A 19,268-nucleotide genomic window follows, 5' to 3' on the forward strand; every position below is an offset into this window, starting at 1 on the left:
TGAGGGGCCGCAGGACCCTCCCCGGTCGGTTCACCCGGGATCGGTGGGTGCCTTACGGAATGTCCGGACTCGCGGGCGGCGGCTGCGCGGTTCGCCCGCGCCGGCCCGCGATCATCGGCTCGTGATCGCCAAACTGCAGTGCACCGTCATCGACTGCCCGGACCCCGCCGCTCTGGCCGCCTTCTACGCGGCCGTTCTGGGCTGGCGGGTGGACGCCGACGACAGCGACCCGGACTGGGTGTGGTTGACCGGCCCGGCGGGTGGTCCGCGGCTCGCGTTCCAGCGGGCCGAGGACCACCGTCCGCCCCGCTGGCCCGACCCGGACCACCCGCAGCAGTTCCACCTGGACTTCGACGTCGAGCGCGCGGACCTGGAACGGGCGCACCGGGAGGTGCTCGCGCTGGGTGCGACGTTCCTGCGGGACAGTGGGGGCGGGACGTGCGGTTTTCAGGTGTTCGCCGACCCCGCGGGGCACCCTTTCTGCCTCTGCTACGGGCAAGGGTGACCGGGATGTACGGGCAGGGGTGACCGGGAGGTACGGGCAGGGCCCCGGATCACCAGCCCCCGTTCACCGAACAGGCGTACCCCTCAGCGCAGTTCCTTCCCCGCCGCGCGCAGGGCGTCGCCGGCCCCCGTGAGCAGCGGTTCGCCGTGGCCGAAACAGGCCGTCTCGACGTCGAGGGCGGCCTGTCGGTGGAAGGAGGCGACGGCCTGCGGCCGGTCGGTGTTGAAGACGCCGAGCATGACGTGGGGGACGTTGGCGATGGTGTCGCCGGTGAAGAGCACGCCGGAGTCGGGCAGGTGCAGGGCGATGCCGCCGGCGGTGTGACCGGGGACGTGGAGGACGCGTGCGCGTTCGCCCCAGTCGAGGGTGTCGCCGTCGGCGAGCTCGCGGTCGACGGGGCAGGGCGGGGCGGGCGGGATGTCGGAGATCTGCTCGTGGACGGCTGCGTGGATCGGGATCTCCCAGTCGAGGAGGGCGGGTGGCGGCTCGGGGGCGGTGCCGCGGATGACGTCGGCGTCGGCGGTGCCGGCCAGGACGCGTGCTCCCGTGGCCGCCGCGAGGGGGGCCGCGGAGCCGGTGTGGTCGAGGTGGGAGTGGGTGAGGAGGATCTCGCGGAGGTCGCCGGGGGCGGCGCCGAGGTCGCGGAGGGCGTCGAGGATCTGCCGGTCGTAGCCGGGCAGTCCGGTGTCGACGAGGGCCCAGCCGTCCGGCAGGCGCAGCGCGTACGCCTGGCCGACCGGGAAGCGGAACATCCATATGTTGTCGGTGACTTGGGTGGTTTCCATGCCGCCCACGGTAAGGATCACGGTGCGGTCCGCCGGGGGTTTTGCGCCGAGGGCGGATTGAGCGCCGGGCGAACGGGGCGGCGGCCCGCCCGGCCCCGTAGCGGTGCCGGAAGGGTTCAGGTGTGCTTCGCGCGGACCTGTTCGACGGGGAAGAGCGCGGTGACCTCCCAGCCGCCCTCGGGCGCCGGTCCGGCGCGCAGCAGGCCGCCCATCGCCTTCGCCCGTTCGCTGAGTCCGACGAGGCCGAAGCCGCCGCCGCGGGCCCGGTCGGAGAGGGTGGCGGCGTGTTTGCCGTCGTCGGCGATGCGCAGTTCGACGCCGGCGGGGACGCCGCGTACGCCGACGCGTACGGCGGTGGCGTCGGCGGCGTGCTTGCGGATGTTGGTGAGGGCTTCGCGGACGACGCGGTGGACGCCGGCGGCGACCTCGCCGGGGATCCAGTCCTCCATGCCCTGCTCGATGTAGAGGACGACGGGTGGTCCGGTGCGGGCGAAGGACTCGGTGAGGGCGCGGACCTCGGGGAGGCCGGCGACGGGTTCGGTCCGGGCGTCGCCTTCGCGCAGGACGCCGACGAGGCGGCGCATGGCGTGGAGGGACTCGCCGGCGGAGGTCTCGATGCGTTCGAAGGCGGCCGCGGCGGCGGGGCCGTCCAGGGTGGTGAAGCGGGCGGCCTGTGCCTGGACGACGATGCCGGTGACGTGGTGGGCGATGAGGTCGTGGAGTTCTCGGGCGAGTTCTAGGCGTTCGGCGGTGCGGACGGCCGCCATGTCGCGTACGCGCTGCCCGGACTGGCCGCGCAGCAGGAGGGAGTAGGCGGCGACGACGACGGTGAGGGTGCCGAAGACGGCGGCGAAGCGGCCGGGGTCGAGGTCGCGCATGGGGGCGGCGAGGCAGGCGATGCCGAGGAGGGGGCCGAGGATGACGGCGACGCGGGTGGGGGCGTGCTGGACGACGGAGGTGAGCAGGACGAGGAGGGCGATGTCCTCGCCCATGCCCCAGACGGCGGAGGGATGGTCGCCGGCCATGAGGGCGGCCGAGGTGGACAGGGAGACGGCACTGGCGGCGGCGGCCCGTGCGGCGAGGGGGATCCAGCTGTAGGGGACGGCGCACAGGCAGACGGTGATGCCGGAGGCCAGGACGAGGGCGTGCGAGGGGCTGGGCCGGTGGGCGAGGACGTGGCTCTCGAATCCGACGAGGCAGAGCAGGACGACCGCGAGGACGGCCTTCGCGGCGGTGGCCCACCGGGGGTGCCGGGCGGCCCACCCGGCCATTCTGTTCATGGGCCGCCCGTGGCCAGTCCGCTCTCCCACGCCCAGGCGGCGATCTCGACACGGTTGCGGGCGTCGAGTTTCAGCTGCACGTTGGCGAGGTGGGTCTTGACCGTGGACAGGGAGACGAACAGTTCGGAGGCGATCTCGGCGTTCGTCGCTCCGCGGGCCAGGCAGCGTACGACGTCGGCCTCGCGGTCGGTGAGCGGTTCGGTGGGGGTGCGGTGGGCGCCGGTGGTGCCGGTGGGGGCCATGTCGCGCAGGAGCCGGACGGTGATCGCGGGTGAGATGAGGGAGTCGCCGACGGCGGCCGCGTGCACGGCCTCGACGAGCATGGCGGGGCTGGCGTCCTTCAGGAGGAAGCCGGAGGCGCCGTTGCGGAGCGCGGTGTGGACGTATTCGTCGAGGTCGAAGGTGGTGACGATGACGATGCGCGGGCGCCCGCAGCGGTCGGGGTCGGCGGCGGAGAGTTCGGAGAGGCGGTGGGTGACCTCCAGGCCGTCGAGCTTGGGCATGCGGATGTCGAGGAGGAGGACGTCGGGCAGGTGTTCCTCGACGGCCGCCAGCGCGGCCTCGCCGTCCACGACGTCGGCGACGACGTCGATGTCGGGCTGGCTCTCCAGGATCATCCGGAAGCCGGTGCGGACCATCTCCTGGTCGTCCGCGATGACCACGGTGATCGCCATGCTGTTCCCTCGCACTGTCGCCGCGTGAGACCGCGGTCCACCCGGGCGCGCGGGCCGGGGGTCGTGGTGTTCCGGTGCGCGTCCCTCCATGTCACCGGGGGTGTCCGGGCGCCGCAACCGCAGCGCCTCAGGTGTCCTCGCGCCCCGGGCGGCGCAGCGCGAACCGTATGCCGTAGGCGCCGCCGCCGGCGGCGAGGAGGACGGCTCCGGCGAGCGCGGGGGTGCGGACGTCGTGCCGGCCCTTGATCGCCTCGCCGGCCTGGACGACCCGCTTGACGGGGTTGCTGGAGGTGAGGCGGACCTTGTGCGGCCGTTCGGCGGTGCCGCCGGAGGCGGCCCGGTCCTGCCCGGGGGTCCGCTCCTGCCCGGGGGTCCGGTTCTGTGCGCTGGTCCGGTTCTGCCCGGTGCTCCGGTCCTGGCCGGTGGTCCGGTCCTGTGCGGTGGTCCGGTCCTGTCCGGCGGCCCGGTGGGCGGCCTTGACGGTCGGCCGGTGTTCCTTGGGCGGGTGGGACGCGGCACCGGTGGCGCCGTCGGGGGTGTGGCGGGCGGCGCCGGAGGCGAAGTCGTAGTAGGTGGGGCTCTTGGTGCCGTCGACGGTGGCGCGCAGGGTGGGGCGGGCGGTGTCGGCGCCGATGATGCGCAGGTGGAGCCGGTCGAGGTCGGCGGCGGGGCGGCTGCCGTCGATGGTGTGCCCCTTGGCGCCGTGGCGGGTGACCGTCACGCTCGTACGGCCGTCGCCCGAGGTGAGACGGGCGTGGCTGCCGTCGGGGAGGCTGACCTGCTGGACGGTGGCGGCCGGGCGGCCGGGGCGGGTGTCCCGCTGTGCGGTGCCCGCGGCGAGCGCGTCGGCCGTCGGCCAGATCACCGCGCCGGCGGCGGCGGTGACGACGGTGACGGTGGCGAGGCGGTGCTTGGCGGACACGGGGTCCCTTTCCGTACGTGCGGTTCGGTGCGCGGCCCGCTGCCGGCCGCGTCCCTTTCACGTTACGGACGTTTACGCGCTCCACACTTCGACTGTCCGACCATTCTCATGTCGGCCGAAAGGATGACGGTGGCCCGCCCGCGTCATACCGGAGTCGTGCGGGCGGGCCGTGGAAGGCCGTACCGGACGCGGGCCGGGCGCTGCTCCGTCCGGGTCGGGTGACACCGGACGGGCCGGTGGCGGAGCGGAGCGGCGGCGGGGCGTGGGTACGGGCCGGGCTCAGCCGCCCAGGCTCGCGGCCGCGCTCTTGATGTCGGCGGCGAAGGTGCTGACCTCGGTGTAGACGCCGGGGTAGCCGGGCCGTGCGCAGCCCGTGCCCCAGCTGGTGATGCCGACCTGGACCCAGGCGCCGGCGTTGTCCTTGCGGAACATGGGGCCGCCGGAGTCGCCCTGACAGGTGTCGACGCCACCCTCCTTGAGCTTGCCGGCGCATATCTCCTCGCCGGGGGTGAGGCTGCCGCCGTACGCCTGTCCGCAGGCGGTGTCGTCGACGAAGGGGACGTCGGCCTTGAGCAGGTAGCGCTGCTGGCCGCCGCCTTCGCGGGTGGCGCCCCAGCCGGCGACGGTGAAGGTGCCGTTGTTGTACGCCGTGGTGTCGGCGATCTTGAGGGTGGGCTTGGCGATGGGCTTGGCGAGCTTGATCAGCGCCCAGTCCTTGCCGGTGCCGTTGTAGCCGGGGGCCTGGAGGACCTGGGTGGACTTGACCTTGATCGCCTGGGTGGAGTTGAGGTCGACGACGCCGCCGGTGGCGGTGATGGAGGTGTTGGCTCCGCTGCCGTCGACGCAGTGCGCGGCGGTCAGGACGATCCGCTGGGTGTAGAGGGCGCCGCCGCAGCCCATGGACAGCCGCACCATCCATGGGAACTCGCCCTGCTGGGCGCGGACGCCGCCGACGACCGTGGGGCTGGGGCGGGCTCCCGGGTCGTCGGCCGCCTGGGCGTGGAGGGGCTGGAGGCTGACGGCGGCGAGGGTGACGGCGCCGACCGCGAGGGTTCTCCTGAGCGCCTTGAGGTAATTGCGCAAGGTGCTTCCTTCCGTGGGAGGTTGCGCACTCATGTCAGGCTCATGACAATCATTCCGGTCCGATAATCGGAATTCAGCCTTCGGAGCGCGGTGCGATTATGGGGACTGGGTGAAAGCAGCGACAAGTGGTGGTTTCAGCCACTCACCGCGCCCCCGCACCGCCTCCCGCCCTGCCCGCCGGCCCCGGCCCACCCGTACAGTGGACGGCAGGGGGCAGCATGACGGATCAAGGGGGGTGGCCGCGTGGGCCAGGCCGGGGAAGCCATCGAGATCGAGCACGGGTTTCCGCACCTGGATACCGTCCGCACGGCGATCACCGCGCTCTACAAGCGGCTCTCCTACGACACGGTGCACTCCTTCGGCCTGAGCGTGCCGCCGACCGACGCCGCGTTCTCCGACGACGAGGACCCCTATCTGGGCGTGCAGCGCGTGGCGGGCGCGATGGTGCGGCACCTGCGGCTGCCGGACGCGCGGATGATCGTCAGCTTCCGGGAGATGCGGCACGCCGGGAGCGTCGAGCTCGCGGCGGGCCCGGAGTACTTCATCGAGCTCAACTCCCGCTTCAAGACCCACCGCCGCGACATCGGCGCCGCCCTCGCGCACGAGGTGATGCACGTCTATCTGCACCGCCTCGACCTCGCCTTCCCCGGCACCCGGGACAACGAGATCCTCACCGACACCGCGGCCGCCTACCTCGGCTCCGGCTGGCTGCTGCTGGACGCCTACCGCGAGTCGTCGGTCTCGACGCAGAAGCTCGGCTACCTCACCCCGGAGGAGTTCGGCTACGTCCTCGCCAAACGGGCGTCGGCCTTCGGGGAGGACCCCTCCCCCTGGTTCACCAGCCCCCAGGGGTACGAGGCGTATGCGCGCGGACGCGAGCGGGCACGCCGCGACGAGCAGCGGGCGCCGCTGGCCGCGGCGGGACGGCTGGGCCGGCACCGGTACGCGCGCGACCGGCGGGCGGCGCAGAGCTCGCCCAGTGGGGGCTACGCCTTCGAGGGCGGCGACCCGCCGCGGGTCAGCTTCCCCTGCCCGACCTGTCACCAGCGGATCAGGGTGCCGGTGCGCGGACGCCTGCGGGCCCGGTGCGGGCTGTGCCGGACGGTGCTGGACTGCGACACGTAGCCGGGGACCGGCCGCGTGGAGCACGGCCCGGTCTCATTCCTTCCCGGTCCACCACTCGCGCAGCACCTTCTCCGCCGGCTTCCCGTGCGGTGTGTACGCCAGCCGCTTGGCGGTCTCGCCGCTGTCGGGCCAGTCGTCCCACATCCACCAGCACACGCCCGCCCACCACGGCTTGCCGTCGAGCGCGGTGAGCAACGCCTCGTAGGCCGCGGCCTGTTCGGCGTCGCCGCCCGTCTTGCTGACGGTCCAGGAGTACGGGGCGGTGGTGGTGCCGCGCTGGCTGACGTAGCCGGCCTCGGTGAAGAGGATCTTGCGGTGGTGGCGTTCGGAGAAGGCGGCCAGTTCCTCGGTGATGGGCCGCCACGCCCGGCGCAGCCGCTCGGTGTCGGTGGTGGCGGTGTCGGCCAGCGGCCAGTAGGCGTCGATGCCGATGACGTCGAGCTCACCCCAGAAGGGGATCTTCTGGTACTCGTCGTAGTTGGCGGCGTAGGTCAGCGGGCCGCGGTAGCTCTCGCGGACGGCGGCGATGACCTTGCTCCAGCGCGCGTTGTCCCGGGAGGTGCCCGCCAGTTCGGTGCCGACCGCGAGCTGGTCGGTGCCGGTGTCGGCGGCGAGGTGCGCGTAGTGGGTGATGAAGCGTTCGTACGCGCCGAACCAGGCGTCCGGGTCGGTGGGGCGGATCTCGGCCCGGTCGCCGCCCTTCACCAGGTCGACGTGGGGTTTGACCATGACCTTCAGGCCGGCGTCGTGGGCGAGGCCGATGACGTGGCGCAGGCTGTCGTCACCGGCGCTCTCACCGGTGGTGCGCATGGCCGGGTCGGTGACGCGGTCCTGGTACCAGGTGGGGGTGAAGGTGACCCAGCGGGCGCCGGTGGCGGCGATCTGCCGGAGGTAGGTCCTGGCCTGGGGGCTGCTGTAGTCGTCGGTGTTCCATGAGGGGAGCGTGATGCCGCGCAGCCCGCTCACCTCCCTGCTGTCGGGTTCGGGCGGGCCGTCGTCGCCGGAGCCGGAGCAGCCCGCGACGAAGAGGGCGGCCGCGGCGGCCAGCGCGGCGGCCGCCCTCCTCATCGCGTTCACTGGGCGAGGTCCGTGGGACCGACGAAGGTGTAGCCGAGGGCGCGGATGCCGTCGATCGTCTGCTGGAGCGGGGCCACGGGGTAGTAGGGGTGGTAGAAGAAGCTGGCCACTCCGTCGCGCACGGCCAAGTTGGCCTTGGCGGAGGAGATGAGGTCGGCGGGGAGCCTGGCCGGGTGGTTGTTGTACGGCTCGGGTTCGTAGTTGCCGATGTTCTCGGGCAGCACGGTCGTGCCGTAGACGTCCTTCACGGCGTACGGGAAGAACTGACCGATGTAGCGGCTGGGGTCGGCGGTGGTTCCGCTGAGCGTGCCGGCGAAGTACAACGATCTCTCCAGACGGGCGGAGAAGTTCTGGCCGAAGACACGGTAGTCGGTGGCGGACGCCGCGTAGTGCGGAGTCGTCCAGAGCGTGGGCTTGGGCAGACCGGCGGCGGCGAAGGCGGCGAGGCCCTGGGTGACGCGGGTCTGGGCCCAGGCCGTGGAGTCCTCGGCGGGCGCCCCGTCGTAGACGACGTTGTCGGTGGCGGTGTCGACGTGGGCCCGGAAGAACTCAAAGTCGTCGCCGCTGACGCCGGTGTAGGGGTTGTTGACGTTGCTGTACTGGTGGGTGTAGCCGTGGTTCATCAGGACGGCGCCGTGGGCGAGCATGTACTTCAGCTGGGTCACGACGGCCGGGGCCTGGGCGAGGGTGACGGTTTTCGCGACCCCGTTGTTGTAGGCGCCCTTGGGGTCGGTGTAGACGGGGATGACGTTGATCCCGTAGGGGATCCGCTGGGAGTAGAGGTAGTCGGCGATGGCCCGCAGCTGTGCGGGGTCGGCGGTGGGGCTGATGTCCTCCAGGCGGACGAACGCCCGGTGCCGTTCGGCGGTCGCGGGGGCGAGGGCGTCGAAGAGGAGGTCCTCGAAGGCGATGACGCGGTCGCTCTCGGAGACGTAGCTGAAGGGCACCTCACCGAGGTAGGTGAGGTTGGCGGAGCGGATCGCCCAGGGGCTGGTCGCACCGGAGGTGCCGTCCTTGGCCGTGGCGAGCTGGGTGACCTGCGGGTATCCCGGCCCGGTCAGGAGGGAGGGGTGCAGGACACCGCCGTCCTGGCCGGCGGGGATCCTGCGGGTCAGCTGCCGGGCCTTGTAGGTGACCTCGGTGATGTCGCCGACGCCGTTGCCCGTGTCGTAGTACGAGTTGGTGGGGTCCCAGCCGTATTTCTGCCCGAAGCCAGTGACGCCGACGGCGTTGGCCATGTTCCAGATGTTGTCGCCGATCCAGGTGACGGGGTGGCTGGTGGCCAGGACGTCCTGATAGAAGGCGGCTGGAACGGCGTCGGGGAGGGTGCCGCCGTAGTAGGTCGAGCCGAGGTAGACCGTGGCGGTGTACTGCTCGACGAGGCCCGCGGTGTAGGCGGAGACGGGCTTGGCGGTGACGGTGCCGAAGTGGCCCGCGAGGTTCGCGGTCGCCATGGCGTAGAGCTGGCCCAGGTGCCCGTAGGGGCCGGCGGTGTCGTAGAGGACGAGCGCCGAGGTACCGGCCGGGGCGGCGAGCTGGGTGAACGCGGCGGGGGTGACCGCCGTCTTCGGCTGCGGGGCCGGCTGGACGACGAGGGATCCGGCGCGGCGCAGTTGGTCCATGGCCAGGCGGCTCTTGGCCCAGGCCCCCAGGTCCTTGGCGCTCTTCGGTGAGAGCGAGGTGGGGTTGACGCGGTCCCGGCTGCCGGGCTCGGATATCGCGGTCCTGGCCGCTCGGGCGGTCGTGGAGATGATGACGCCGCCCAGCAGGGCGGCGAGGAGCATGACGACGGCGGAGATCCGGGAAATCCTGGGTCTCCCTGTCCTTTTTCGCATGTGTGTTTCCCCCTGGTAATGCCACGTGTCGCCACCCACGGAGATTCGAGGGCCCGACCGTTGGCAGATTCTTCTGTGGTCAACAAGTCCTGTCAATAGACAAATTCGGTCCGGAGTGCGCAGTTCTGTTCAACTTCATTGGCGCAGACCATTCGCCACATGCGTAACAAGCGCAGCTGAACTGGCATAACGAACGGTAGGTTTACCGAATTTGAGATTCCGGTCAAACAACTTTCATCAAGTCCGACAGTAGTACCCGTTGCATCTGATACTTTCCCTGCGCACGCCTCATGTGAGGTGAAAATCGGGGGGGAACCCATGTACGGAAAACCGGCTCTGGGCACCGTGCTGCCCATGGCGGGGCTGACAGCGGCACCCGAAGTACTTCCCGGCGTTCCTTTTGCCAGGGGATTGCAGCAGGCCGCGGGCGCGGGCTTTCTGCTGTACTGCACGGCCGCGATAGCACTTCTCTCGATCAAGCTGTGGCTCCATATGCGCGGCACCGGTGATCAGTCTTGATCACCGACCTGTTGCTCTGGTCCGCCATCGCCATCATCGTGATGGCCGGTGGTTACAACACCACCCTCTTCGTCCTCTCCCGGCGCAGGATCCGCCACGCCCGCGACCCGCGCCGGCAACGCCTGTACGTCTTTCTGCTCGCGTGTCTGAACGAGGAGAAGGTCCTCGCCGAGAGCCTGGCCCGCATCACCGGACTGCCCGCCGGCAATTTCATGGCGCTCGTCATCGACGACGCCTCCGACGACGGCACCGCGGAGATCGCCCGAGCCGCCGGCCGCGCGACACCCGGCAGGGTCCAGTTGCTCCAGCGGCACCTGCCCGATGCCCGCCGGGGCAAGGGCGCTGCGCTCAACGCCGGTATCGCGCACCTGCGTTCGTCGGGGCTGCTCGACGCGTACGACCCGCACGACGTCATCGTCTGCGTCGTGGACGCCGACGGCCGGCTCGACCCGCACGTGGTCCAGGCCGTCGACCCCTACTTCGACGACCCGCGCACCGGCGGCACCCAGATCGGTGTGCGGATGTACAACCGTGACAAGGGCCTGCTGGCCCGGCTCCAGGACATGGAGTTCGTCATCTACGGCGACATCTTCCAGAGCGCCCGGCGCTACATCGGCAGCGTCGGGATGGGCGGCAACGGCCAGTTCATGCGGCTCGCCGCACTGGACTCCCTGATGGGCGAGGACGGCCAGGGGCCCTGGAGCGACTCGCTGACCGAGGACCTCGACCTCGGGGTCCGGCTGATCGCCAAGGGCTGGACCAACCAGCACTGCACCACCGCCGCGGTCTCCCAGCAGGCCGTGCTCGACGTGCGGCGCCTGGTGCGCCAGCGTTCGCGCTGGTTCCAGGGCCACCTCCAGTCGGCGGGGCTGGTGCCGCTGATCCTGCGCGAAGTGCCCACCCGGGCCGCCGTGGACCTGCTCTACCACCTCTCCAGCCCGGTGCTGATCCTGCTCACCTCGCTGCTGCCGCTGTCCTTCCTCGTCGCCCTGACCGGCACGGTCATCGGCTCGGTGGAGGTCGGGCGGCCGCTGATCTCTCCCATGTGGGTCGTCGGGCCGTACGTGCTGTCCTTCACGGCGGCCTACGCGTACGGATTCGTCTACTCCCGGCGCGAGCGGGGGCTCGGACTGCCGCGCGCGGTCCTGCTCTCGCACGTCTTCGTCTTCTACGGCTACATCTGGTTCGCCGCCGGGTGGTGGGGCCTGTGGCGGATGCTCACCGGCAAACGGACCTGGCTGAAGACCGCGCGCACCTGAGAACCACCGCTCCTCCGCCCACCGCTCCGCCCTTTCTAGGGAGATCCATGTCCCCGAACATCATCGGCGCGCCGGTACGCGCCATGCTCGTACTGGGCACCCGTCCGGAGGCCATCAAGCTGGCGCCCGTGGCCCGTGCCATGGCGCGCTCCCCGCTCTTCGACCCCATCGTCGTCACGACCGGCCAGCACCGCGAGATGCTCCAGCAGATGCTGGACCTCCTCCACGTGCCCGTGCACACCCAGCTCGACGTGATGCGCGACCGGCAGCAGCTGTCCACCCTCACGGCCCGCCTGATCGACGGCCTCGGCGAGACGGTCCGCGCGGAGCGCCCCGACCTCGTCATCGTCCAGGGCGACACCACGACCGCGCTGACCGGCGCGCTGGCCGCGTTCTACGAGCACATCCCCATCGCCCACGTCGAGGCGGGGCTGCGCACCGGGGTGCTCGACAATCCCTTCCCGGAGGAGGCCAACCGGCGCCTGATAGGCCGGATGGCACGCTGGCACTTCGCGCCCACGCCCCGCGCCGCCGCCCATCTGACGGCCGAAGGGGTGCCGGACGCCGAGGTGTTCACCACCGGCAACACCGTCATCGACAATCTGCTGTGGGTACTGGCGGAGGGCACCGGCCGCAGCCTCTTCGAGAGCGAACTGCGCCGGGTGCTGGTGACGCTGCACCGGCGGGAGAACCAGGGCGCCACGATGCGGGCGATGGGCGGCGCGCTGCGGCGGCTGGCCGACCGCGGCGACGTGGAGATGGTGCTGCCGCTGCACAAGAGCCCCGCTGTCCGGGACGCGCTGCTGCCCGAGCTGACCGGACACCCGAACATCCGGGTGGTGGAGCCGCTGGGCTATGTCGACTTCTCCGCCACGCTCGCCTCCTGCGATCTGGTGCTGACCGACTCCGGAGGGATCCAGGAGGAGGCCCCGACGCTCGGCAAGCCGGCGCTGGTGCTGCGGACGACCACGGAACGCCCGGAGGCGGTGGAGGCGGGCGCGGCCCGGCTGGTGGGCACGGAGCCGGAGTCCATCCTGGAGGCGGCCATCACCCTATTGGATGACCCGGTGGCGTACGAGCGGATGGCGACGGCCGGCAATCCCTTCGGGGACGGCCGTGCCACCGACCGGATCGTCGCGCAGCTCGCCGAGGACTTCGGCGCGGACGCGGGACCGGAAGGGGCCGTCGTGCCGCTGGTCGGCACCCCCGGCGAGGGTCCGGGGTCATACTCGACCGCATGACGAGAGTGCGCCGGCTGATCGGCCTCGCGGTGCTCGCCGCAGTGGTGGCGGGCACCGCGCTGGCCGTGACCCTGTGGGGAGCCGGCGACGGCGAGCCCGAACGGCCGTGGGCCGAGGGATCGGTCCACGGGCCGTGGCGGTCGGTCTTCGACGGCCACGGCGAGAACATCGGCCGCCACGACGGCCTGGAGCTCTCCCCCCTGCCCGCCCGGATGCCCGAGGAGACCCACGCCGGCCTGATCGTCTCCACGGAGCGGTACGAGGCCGTGGACTTCCGGGCCCGGATGCGGACGGTCGCCCAACTGCGGACGCCCCGCCCCAATCCGTGGGAAGTGCCGTGGCTGGTGTGGGCGTACACCGATCCCGAGCACTTCTACTACCTCGCCCTCAAGCCCAACGGCTGGGAGCTCGGCAAGCGGGATCCCGCCTATGAGGGCGGGCAGCGCTTCCTGGCCACGGGTTCCGGGAAGTTCCCGGTGGGCGAATGGTCGGATGTGCGGATCGCCCAGCGTGACGCGCGGATGGAAGCGAGCGTGGGCGGGCGGGGGTTGGTGTCGTACCAGGACCACGAGCGGCCCTACCTCAGCGGGCACGTCGGGGTGTACACCGAGGACGCGAAGGTGGAGTTCCGGGATCTGGTGGCGCGGGGGTTGGGGGGGTGAGGGAGGTTTCCCCTGCCCGCCCCTTCCCGAACCGGGGGCTCCGCCCGGACCCCCGTTGTCCTCAAACGCCGGACAGGCTGAAAATCCTGCCGGTCGGGGCACTATCAGGCCCGTCCGGCGTTTGAGGACCAGGGGTCCGGGGGCGGAGCCCCCGGTCACGGGAAGGGGCGGGGTGGGGAAGAGATCCCGTCAGACCGTCAGCGCCCGGTCCGTCGGCCGGACCGGTGCCGGCAGGGTGCTGGCCCCCGTGAGGAAGCGGTCCACCCCACGGGCGGCGGACCGCCCCTCCGCGATGGCCCACACGATCAGCGACTGCCCGCGCCCCGCGTCACCGGCCACGAACACACCCGGCACATTGGTCAGGTAGTCCGCGTCGCGCGCGATGTTCCCGCGCGCGTCCAGCTCCAGGCCGAACTGGTCGACGAGCCCGTTGCGGACGTCCGTGCCGGTGAACCCCATGGCGAGGGTGACCAGCTGGGCCGGGATACGGCGCTCGGTGCCGGGCTTCTGTTCGAGCTTGCCGCCGGTGAACTCGACCTCGACCAGGTGCAGCCACTGGACGTTGCCGTCCTCGTCGCCCTCGAAGCGGGTGGTGGAGACGGAGTAGACCCGTTCGCCGCCCTCCTCGTGCGCGGAGGTGACCTTGTAGAGCATGGGGAAGGTGGGCCAGGGCTGGCCGGCGTTCCGCTCCTCCCCCGGCCTGGGCATGATCTCCAGCTGGGTGACGGAGGCCGCGCCCTGGCGGTGGGCGGTGCCGACGCAGTCGGCGCCGGTGTCGCCGCCGCCGATGACGACGACGTGCTTGCCCTCGGCGGTGATCGGCGGGGCGACGAAGTCGCCCTCCTGCACCTTGTTGGACAGAGGCAGGTACTCCATCGCGAAGTGGATGCCGCCCAGGTCCCGGCCGGGGACCGGCAGGTCGCGGGAGGTGGTGGCACCGGCGGCGACGACGACGGCGTCGTAGCGCTTGCGGAGCTTGGCCGCGTCGATGTCGCGGCCGATCTCCACCTCGGTGCGGAACTTGGTGCCCTCCGCGCGCATCTGCTCGATGCGGCGGTTGATGTGCCGCTTCTCCATCTTGAACTCGGGGATGCCGTAGCGCAGCAGGCCACCGATGCGGTCGGCGCGCTCGTACACCGCGACCGTGTGGCCGGCCCGGGTCAGCTGCTGGGCCGCGGCGAGGCCGGCGGGGCCGGAGCCGATGACGGCGACGGTCTTGCCGGAGAGCCGCTCGGGCGGCTGGGGGGTGACGTCGCCGCTGTCCCACGCCTTGTCGACGATGGTGACCTCGACGTTCTTGATGGTGACGGCGGGCTGGTTGATGCCCAGCACGCACGCGGACTCGCAGGGCGCGGGGCACAGGCGGCCGGTGAACTCGGGGAAGTTGTTGGTCGCGTGCAGGCGCTCGCTGGCCGCCTGCCAGTCCTCGCGGTAGGCGTAGTCGTTCCACTCGGGGATGAGGTTCCCGAGCGGGCAGCCGTTGTGACAGAAGGGGATGCCGCAGTCCATGCAGCGGCCGGCCTGCTTGCTGATGATCGGCAGCAGGGAGCCGGGGACGTAGACCTCGTTCCAGTCCTTGACGCGCTCACCGGCGGGACGGGTCCGTGCGACCTCGCGGCCGGTGGTCAGGAAGCCCTTGGGGTCAGCCATTGCTCGCCGCCTCCATCATCTTCTCGTGGGTCTCGGTCTCCGAGAGCCCCGCTCGCTCGGCGGCGTCCTTGGCGGCGAGCACTGCCTTGTACGTGGCGGGGACGACCTTGCGGAAGCGGTCGGCCGCGCTGTCCCAGTCGGTGAGGAGCCGGGCCGCGACGGTGGAGGCGGTCTCCTCGTGGTGGCGGCGCACCACGTCGTGCAGCCACCGCCGGTCGTCGGCGTCGAGGGTGTCGACGGCGCCGGCCAGCTCCTTGTTGACGTTGTCGGGGTCGAGGTCGATGACGTAGGCGACGCCGCCGGACATGCCGGCCGCGAAGTTGCGCCCGGTCTCGCCGAGGACGACGGCGCGGCCGCCGGTCATGTACTCGCAGCCGTGGTCGCCCACGCCCTCGGAGACCACGGTGGCGCCGGAGTTGCGAACGCAGAACCGTTCGCCGACGCGGCCGCGGAGGTAGAGCTCGCCGCCGGTGGCGCCGTAGGCGAGGGTGTTGCCGGCGATGACGGAGTACTCGGCGAGGTGGTCGGCGCCACGGTCGGGGCGGACGACGATCCGGCCGCCGGAGAGGCCCTTGCCGACGTAGTCGTTGGCGTCGCCCTCCAGGCGCAGGGTGATGCCGCGCGGGAGGAAGGCGCCGAAGGACTGGCCGGCGGAGCCGGTGAAGGTGATGTCGATGGTGTCGTCGGGCAGTCCGGCGCCGCCGAACCTCTTGGTCACCTCGTGGCCGAGCATCGTGCCGACGGTGCGGTTGATGTTGCGTATGGGGACCTGGGCGCGTACGGGGCGGGCCTGCTCGGCGGAGTCGACGGCGAGGGCGTCGGTGGCGAGCTCGATGAGCTCGTTGTCGAGCGCCTTGGCCAGGCCGTGGTCCTGCTCGGTGACGCGGTGGCGCACGGCGCCGGCGGGCAGCTCGGGGACGTGCAGCAGGGGTGCCAGGTCCAGGCCCTGGGCCTTCCAGTGGGTGACGGCCTGGGTGGTGTCGAGGAGTTCGGCGTGGCCGACGGCCTCTTCGAGGGTGCGGAAGCCCAGCTCAGCGAGGAGCTCGCGGACCTCCTCGGCGATGAACTCGAAGAAGTTGACGACGAATTCGGCCTTGCCGGAGAACCGCTCGCGCAGCACGGGGTTCTGGGTGGCGATACCGACGGGGCAGGTGTCGAGGTGGCAGACGCGCATCATGACGCAGCCGGAGACGACCAGCGGGGCGGTGGCGAAGCCGAACTCCTCGGCGCCCAGGAGGGCGGCGATGATCACGTCGCGGCCGGTCTTGAGCTGGCCGTCGGTCTGCACGACGATGCGGTCGCGCAGGCCGTTGAGCAGCAGGGTCTGCTGGGTCTCGGCGAGGCCGAGCTCCCAGGGGCCGCCGGCGTGCTTGAGGCTGGTGAGCGGCGAGGCGCCGGTGCCGCCGTCGTGGCCGGAGATCAGGACGACGTCGGCGTGGGCCTTGGAGACGCCCGCCGCGACCGTGCCGACGCCGACCTCGGAGACCAGCTTCACGTGGATGCGGGCCGCGGGGTTGGCGTTCTTCAGGTCGTGGATCAGCTGGGCGAGATCCTCGATGGAGTAGATGTCGTGGTGCGGGGGCGGTGAGATCAGGCCGACGCCCGGGGTGGAGTGCCGGGTCTTCGCGACCCAGGGGTAGACCTTGTGGCCGGGCAGCTGGCCGCCCTCGCCGGGCTTGGCGCCCTGGGCCATCTTGATCTGGATGTCGTCGGAGTTGACCAGGTATTCGCTGGTCACGCCGAAGCGGCCGGAGGCGACCTGCTTGATGCTGGAACGGCGGGCGGGGTCGTAGAGGCGGTCGGGGTCCTCGCCGCCCTCGCCGGTGTTGGACTTGCCGCCGAGCTGGTTCATGGCGATGGCGAGCGTCTCGTGGGCCTCGCGCGAGATCGATCCGTAGGACATGGCGCCGGTGGAGAAGCGCTTGACGATCTCGCCGACGGACTCGACCTCGTCCAGCGGCACGGGCTCGCGGTCGCTGGTGAAGCCGAAGAGGCCGCGCAGCGTCATCAGCCGCTCGGACTGCTCGTTCACGCGCTCGGTGTACTGCTTGAAGATGTCGTAGCGGCGGGCGCGGGTGGAGTGCTGGAGCCGGAAGACGGTGTCGGGATCGAAGAGGTGCGGCTCGCCCTCGCGGCGCCACTGGTACTCGCCGCCGATCTCCAGCCGGCGGTGGGTGGCGGCGATGCCGGTGGCCGGGTACGCCTTGGCGTGCCGGGCGGCGACCTCCTGGGCGACGACGTCCAGGCCGGCGCCGCCTATCTTGCTGGCGGTGCCGTGGAAGTAGGTGTCCACGAAGGTCTCGTCGAGGCCGACGGCCTCGAAGACCTGGGCGCCGCGGTAGGAGGCGACGGTGGAGATGCCCATCTTGGACATGACCTTCAGGACGCCCTTGCCGAGCGCCTTGATGAGGTTGCGGATGGCGTCCTCGGGCTCGATGTCCGTCAGGAACGTGCCGGCGCGCACGAGGTCCTCCACGGACTCCATGGCCAGGTACGGGTTGACGGCGGCGGCGCCGTAGCCGATCAGCAGCGCGACGTGGTGGACCTCGCGGACGTCACCGGCCTCGACCAGCAGGCCCACCTGGGTGCGCTGCTTGGTGCGGATGAGGTGGTGGTGGACGGCGGAGGTCAGCAGCAGCGAGGGGATCGGGGCGTGCTCGGCGTCGGAGTGCCGGTCGGAGAGGACGATCAGACGGGCGCCGTCGGCGATGGCCGCGTCGACCTCGGCGCGGATGTCCGCCAGCCGGGCGGCGAGCGCCTGGGCGCCGCCGCCGACCCGGTAGAGGCCCGAGAGGGTGGCGGCCTTCAGGCCCGGCAGGTCGCCGTCGGCGTTGATGTGGATGAGCTTGGCGAGCTCGTCGTTGTCGATGACCGGGAAGGGCAGGGTGACGCTACGGCAGGAGGCCGCGGTGGGGTCCAGGAGGTTGCGCTGGGGGCCGAGGGAGGAGACCAGCGAGGTGACGAGCTCCTCGCGGATGGCGTCCAGCGGCGGGTTGGTGACCTGCGCGAACAGCTGGGTGAAGTAGTCGAACAGGAGCCGGGGGCGCTCCGAGAGGGCCGCGATCGGCGAGTCGGTGCCCATCGAGCCGATGGGCTCGGCGCCGGCCTTGGCCATGGGCGCGAGGATGACGCGCAGCTCTTCCTCGGTGTAGCCGAAGGTCTGCTGGCGGCGGGTGACCGAGGCGTGGGTGTGCACGATGTGCTCGCGCTCGGGCAGGTCGGCGAGGCCGATCAGGCCGGCTTCCAGCCAGTCGCCGTAGGGCTTCTCGGTGGCCAGTCCGGCCTTGATCTCGTCGTCCTCGATGATGCGGCGCTCGGCGGTGTCGACGAGGAACATCCGGCCGGGCTGGAGGCGACCCTTGCGGACGACCCTGGCGGGGTCGATGTCCAGGACGCCGACCTCGGAGGACAGGACGACGAGGCCGTCGTCGGTGACCCAGTAGCGGCCCGGGCGCAGGCCGTTGCGGTCGAGAACGGCGCCGACGAGGGTGCCGTCGGTGAAGGTGACACAGGCCGGTCCGTCCCAGGGCTCCATCAGGGTGGAGTGGTACCGGTAGAAGGCGCGGCGTGCCGGGTCCATGGAGGCGTGGTTCTCCCATGCCTCGGGGATCATCATCAGCACGCTGTGCGGCAGCGAACGCCCGCCGAGGTGGAGCAGCTCCAGGACCTCGTCGAAGGAGGCGGAGTCGGAGGCGTCCGGGGTGCAGACGGGGAAGGTCCGCTCCAGGCTCTCGGCGGAGCCGAACAGGCCGGAGGCCAGCTGGGATTCGCGGGCCCGCATCCAGTTGCGGTTGCCCTTGACGGTGTTGATCTCACCGTTGTGGGCGACGAACCGGTAGGGGTGGGCGAGCGGCCAGCTGGGGAAGGTGTTGGTGGAGAAGCGGGAGTGGACCAGCGCGATGGCGGTGGCGCAGCGGCGGTCGGAGAGGTCCGGGAAGAACGGCTCCAGCTGACCGGTGGTGAGCATGCCCTTGTAGACGATGGTCCGCGCGGACAGCGAGGGGAAGTAGACGCCGGCGTCGCGTTCGGCGCGCTTGCGCAGGACGAACGCCTTGCGGTCGAGGGCCAGGCCCTCGCTCACACCGTCGCCGACGAACAGCTGCCGGAAGGCGGGCATCGTGGCGCGGGCGCCGTTGCCGAGCAGCTCGGGGGCGACGGGGACATCACGCCAGCCGAGGACGGTGAGGCCCTCCTCGGCCGCGATCGTCTCGATGTGCGAGACGGCGGCGTCCGCGGCGGCGTCCTCGGCGGGGAGGAAGGCGATGCCGACGGCGTACGCGCCGGCCTCGGGGAGCGGGAAGGCGACGCTCTCGCGGAGGAAGGCGTCGGGGACCTGGAGGAGGATGCCCGCGCCGTCGCCCGAGTCGGGTTCGGAGCCGGTGGCACCGCGGTGTTCGAGGTTCCGCAGGACGGTGAGTGCCTGCTCCACGAGCGCGTGGCTCGCCTCGCCGGTGAGGGTCGCGACAAAGCCCACGCCGCAGGCGTCGTGCTCATTGCGCGGGTCGTACATCCCCTGCTGGGCGGGGTGGGATGCGGCAATAAAGGGGCGCATCGGCTCTCCCGTCGTCGTCTGGCAGTCATGGCGTGTGCATGTGCCGAGGGACGACGTTGGCCCTCTGCTGAGAATTCGGTGCAGTTTCACATGATGGCG

15 protein-coding genes are annotated in these 19,268 nt (G+C 71.5%); 6 read left to right on the forward strand and 9 right to left on the reverse strand.

Annotated elements, in window-relative coordinates; translation table 11 throughout:
• Positions 1–121 precede the first annotated feature (121 nt).
• A complete protein-coding gene (locus J7E86_RS16020; protein ID WP_215082351.1) occupies positions 122–505 on the forward strand; it encodes a VOC family protein in 384 nt (127 codons plus the stop codon).
• Between the two features lie 83 nt (positions 506–588).
• On the opposite strand, the gene J7E86_RS16025 is transcribed toward J7E86_RS16020, so the two are convergent.
• The 5 genes from J7E86_RS16025 to J7E86_RS16045 all read right to left on the reverse strand — a co-directional run bounded on the left by J7E86_RS16025 (position 589) and on the right by J7E86_RS16045 (position 5,249).
• The gene (locus J7E86_RS16025; RefSeq protein ID WP_215082352.1) at positions 589–1,290 is read right to left on the reverse strand and encodes an MBL fold metallo-hydrolase; all 702 of its coding nucleotides are present in this window, start codon (positions 1,288–1,290) and stop codon (positions 589–591) included.
• A 116-nt stretch (positions 1,291–1,406) separates the two neighbouring features.
• Positions 1,407–2,570, reverse strand: coding sequence for a histidine kinase (locus J7E86_RS16030; RefSeq protein WP_308312607.1), 1,164 nt, complete (start codon positions 2,568–2,570; stop codon positions 1,407–1,409).
• Positions 2,567–3,244, reverse strand: coding sequence for a response regulator transcription factor (locus J7E86_RS16035; protein WP_215082353.1), 678 nt, complete (start codon positions 3,242–3,244; stop codon positions 2,567–2,569). The genes J7E86_RS16030 and J7E86_RS16035 overlap by 4 nt, the downstream gene beginning before the upstream one ends.
• A gap of 127 nt (positions 3,245–3,371) precedes the next feature.
• Positions 3,372–4,166: a hypothetical protein gene (locus J7E86_RS16040; protein WP_215082354.1), complete on the reverse strand. Its 795-nt coding sequence runs from the start codon at positions 4,164–4,166 to the stop codon at positions 3,372–3,374.
• A 279-nt stretch (positions 4,167–4,445) separates the two neighbouring features.
• Positions 4,446–5,249, reverse strand: a complete 804-nt coding sequence (locus J7E86_RS16045) for a trypsin-like serine protease (RefSeq protein WP_251019207.1) — start codon at positions 5,247–5,249, stop codon at positions 4,446–4,448.
• A 243-nt stretch (positions 5,250–5,492) separates the two neighbouring features.
• On the opposite strand from J7E86_RS16045, the gene J7E86_RS16050 reads away from it, so the two are divergent.
• On the forward strand, positions 5,493–6,374 hold the full coding sequence (locus J7E86_RS16050) for a hypothetical protein (protein WP_308312608.1): 882 nt from the start codon (positions 5,493–5,495) through the stop codon (positions 6,372–6,374).
• A gap of 33 nt (positions 6,375–6,407) precedes the next feature.
• Here J7E86_RS16050 and J7E86_RS16055 read toward each other — a convergent pair whose 3' ends face one another.
• Positions 6,408–7,442, reverse strand: a complete 1,035-nt coding sequence (locus J7E86_RS16055; protein ID WP_251019208.1) for a hypothetical protein — start codon at positions 7,440–7,442, stop codon at positions 6,408–6,410.
• Positions 7,443–7,447: 5 nt separating this feature from the next.
• Entirely contained in the window at positions 7,448–9,286 is a 1,839-nt protein-coding gene (locus tag J7E86_RS16060; RefSeq protein WP_251019209.1) for a DUF2334 domain-containing protein, read from the reverse strand.
• 318 nt (positions 9,287–9,604) lie between these two features.
• Between J7E86_RS16060 and J7E86_RS16065 the strand changes: the two genes are divergently transcribed.
• The 4 genes from J7E86_RS16065 to J7E86_RS16080 are packed head-to-tail and all read left to right on the forward strand — an operon-like array spanning position 9,605 to position 12,967.
• Positions 9,605–9,805, forward strand: coding sequence for a hypothetical protein (locus tag J7E86_RS16065; protein ID WP_215082357.1), 201 nt, complete (start codon positions 9,605–9,607; stop codon positions 9,803–9,805).
• Complete coding sequence (locus J7E86_RS16070) at positions 9,802–11,064, forward strand: glycosyltransferase (RefSeq protein WP_215082358.1); 1,263 nt, start codon at positions 9,802–9,804, stop codon at positions 11,062–11,064. Before J7E86_RS16065 ends, J7E86_RS16070 begins: the two co-directional genes overlap by 4 nt.
• Positions 11,065–11,111: 47 nt before the next feature.
• On the forward strand, positions 11,112–12,305 hold the full coding sequence (gene wecB, locus J7E86_RS16075; protein ID WP_251019210.1) for a non-hydrolyzing UDP-N-acetylglucosamine 2-epimerase: 1,194 nt from the start codon (positions 11,112–11,114) through the stop codon (positions 12,303–12,305).
• A complete protein-coding gene (locus tag J7E86_RS16080; protein ID WP_215082359.1) occupies positions 12,302–12,967 on the forward strand; it encodes a DUF1080 domain-containing protein in 666 nt (221 codons plus the stop codon). Before wecB ends, J7E86_RS16080 begins: the two co-directional genes overlap by 4 nt.
• 189 nt (positions 12,968–13,156) lie before the next feature.
• Here the strand turns inward: J7E86_RS16080 and J7E86_RS16085 are convergent, their stop codons facing one another.
• Both J7E86_RS16085 and gltB read right to left on the reverse strand, forming a co-directional pair.
• Positions 13,157–14,617 carry a glutamate synthase subunit beta gene (locus J7E86_RS16085; RefSeq protein WP_215082360.1) on the reverse strand — a complete coding sequence of 487 codons (1,461 nt, stop codon included), beginning with the start codon at positions 14,615–14,617 and terminating at the stop codon, positions 13,157–13,159.
• The gene (gene gltB, locus J7E86_RS16090) at positions 14,610–19,169 is read right to left on the reverse strand and encodes a glutamate synthase large subunit (RefSeq protein WP_251019211.1); all 4,560 of its coding nucleotides are present in this window, start codon (positions 19,167–19,169) and stop codon (positions 14,610–14,612) included. Before gltB ends, J7E86_RS16085 begins: the two co-directional genes overlap by 8 nt.
• Between the last annotated feature and the right edge of the window lie 99 nt (positions 19,170–19,268).

This window comes from Streptomyces sp. ISL-11 (assembly GCF_018614525.1).
Classification (GTDB): domain Bacteria; phylum Actinomycetota; class Actinomycetes; order Streptomycetales; family Streptomycetaceae; genus Streptomyces.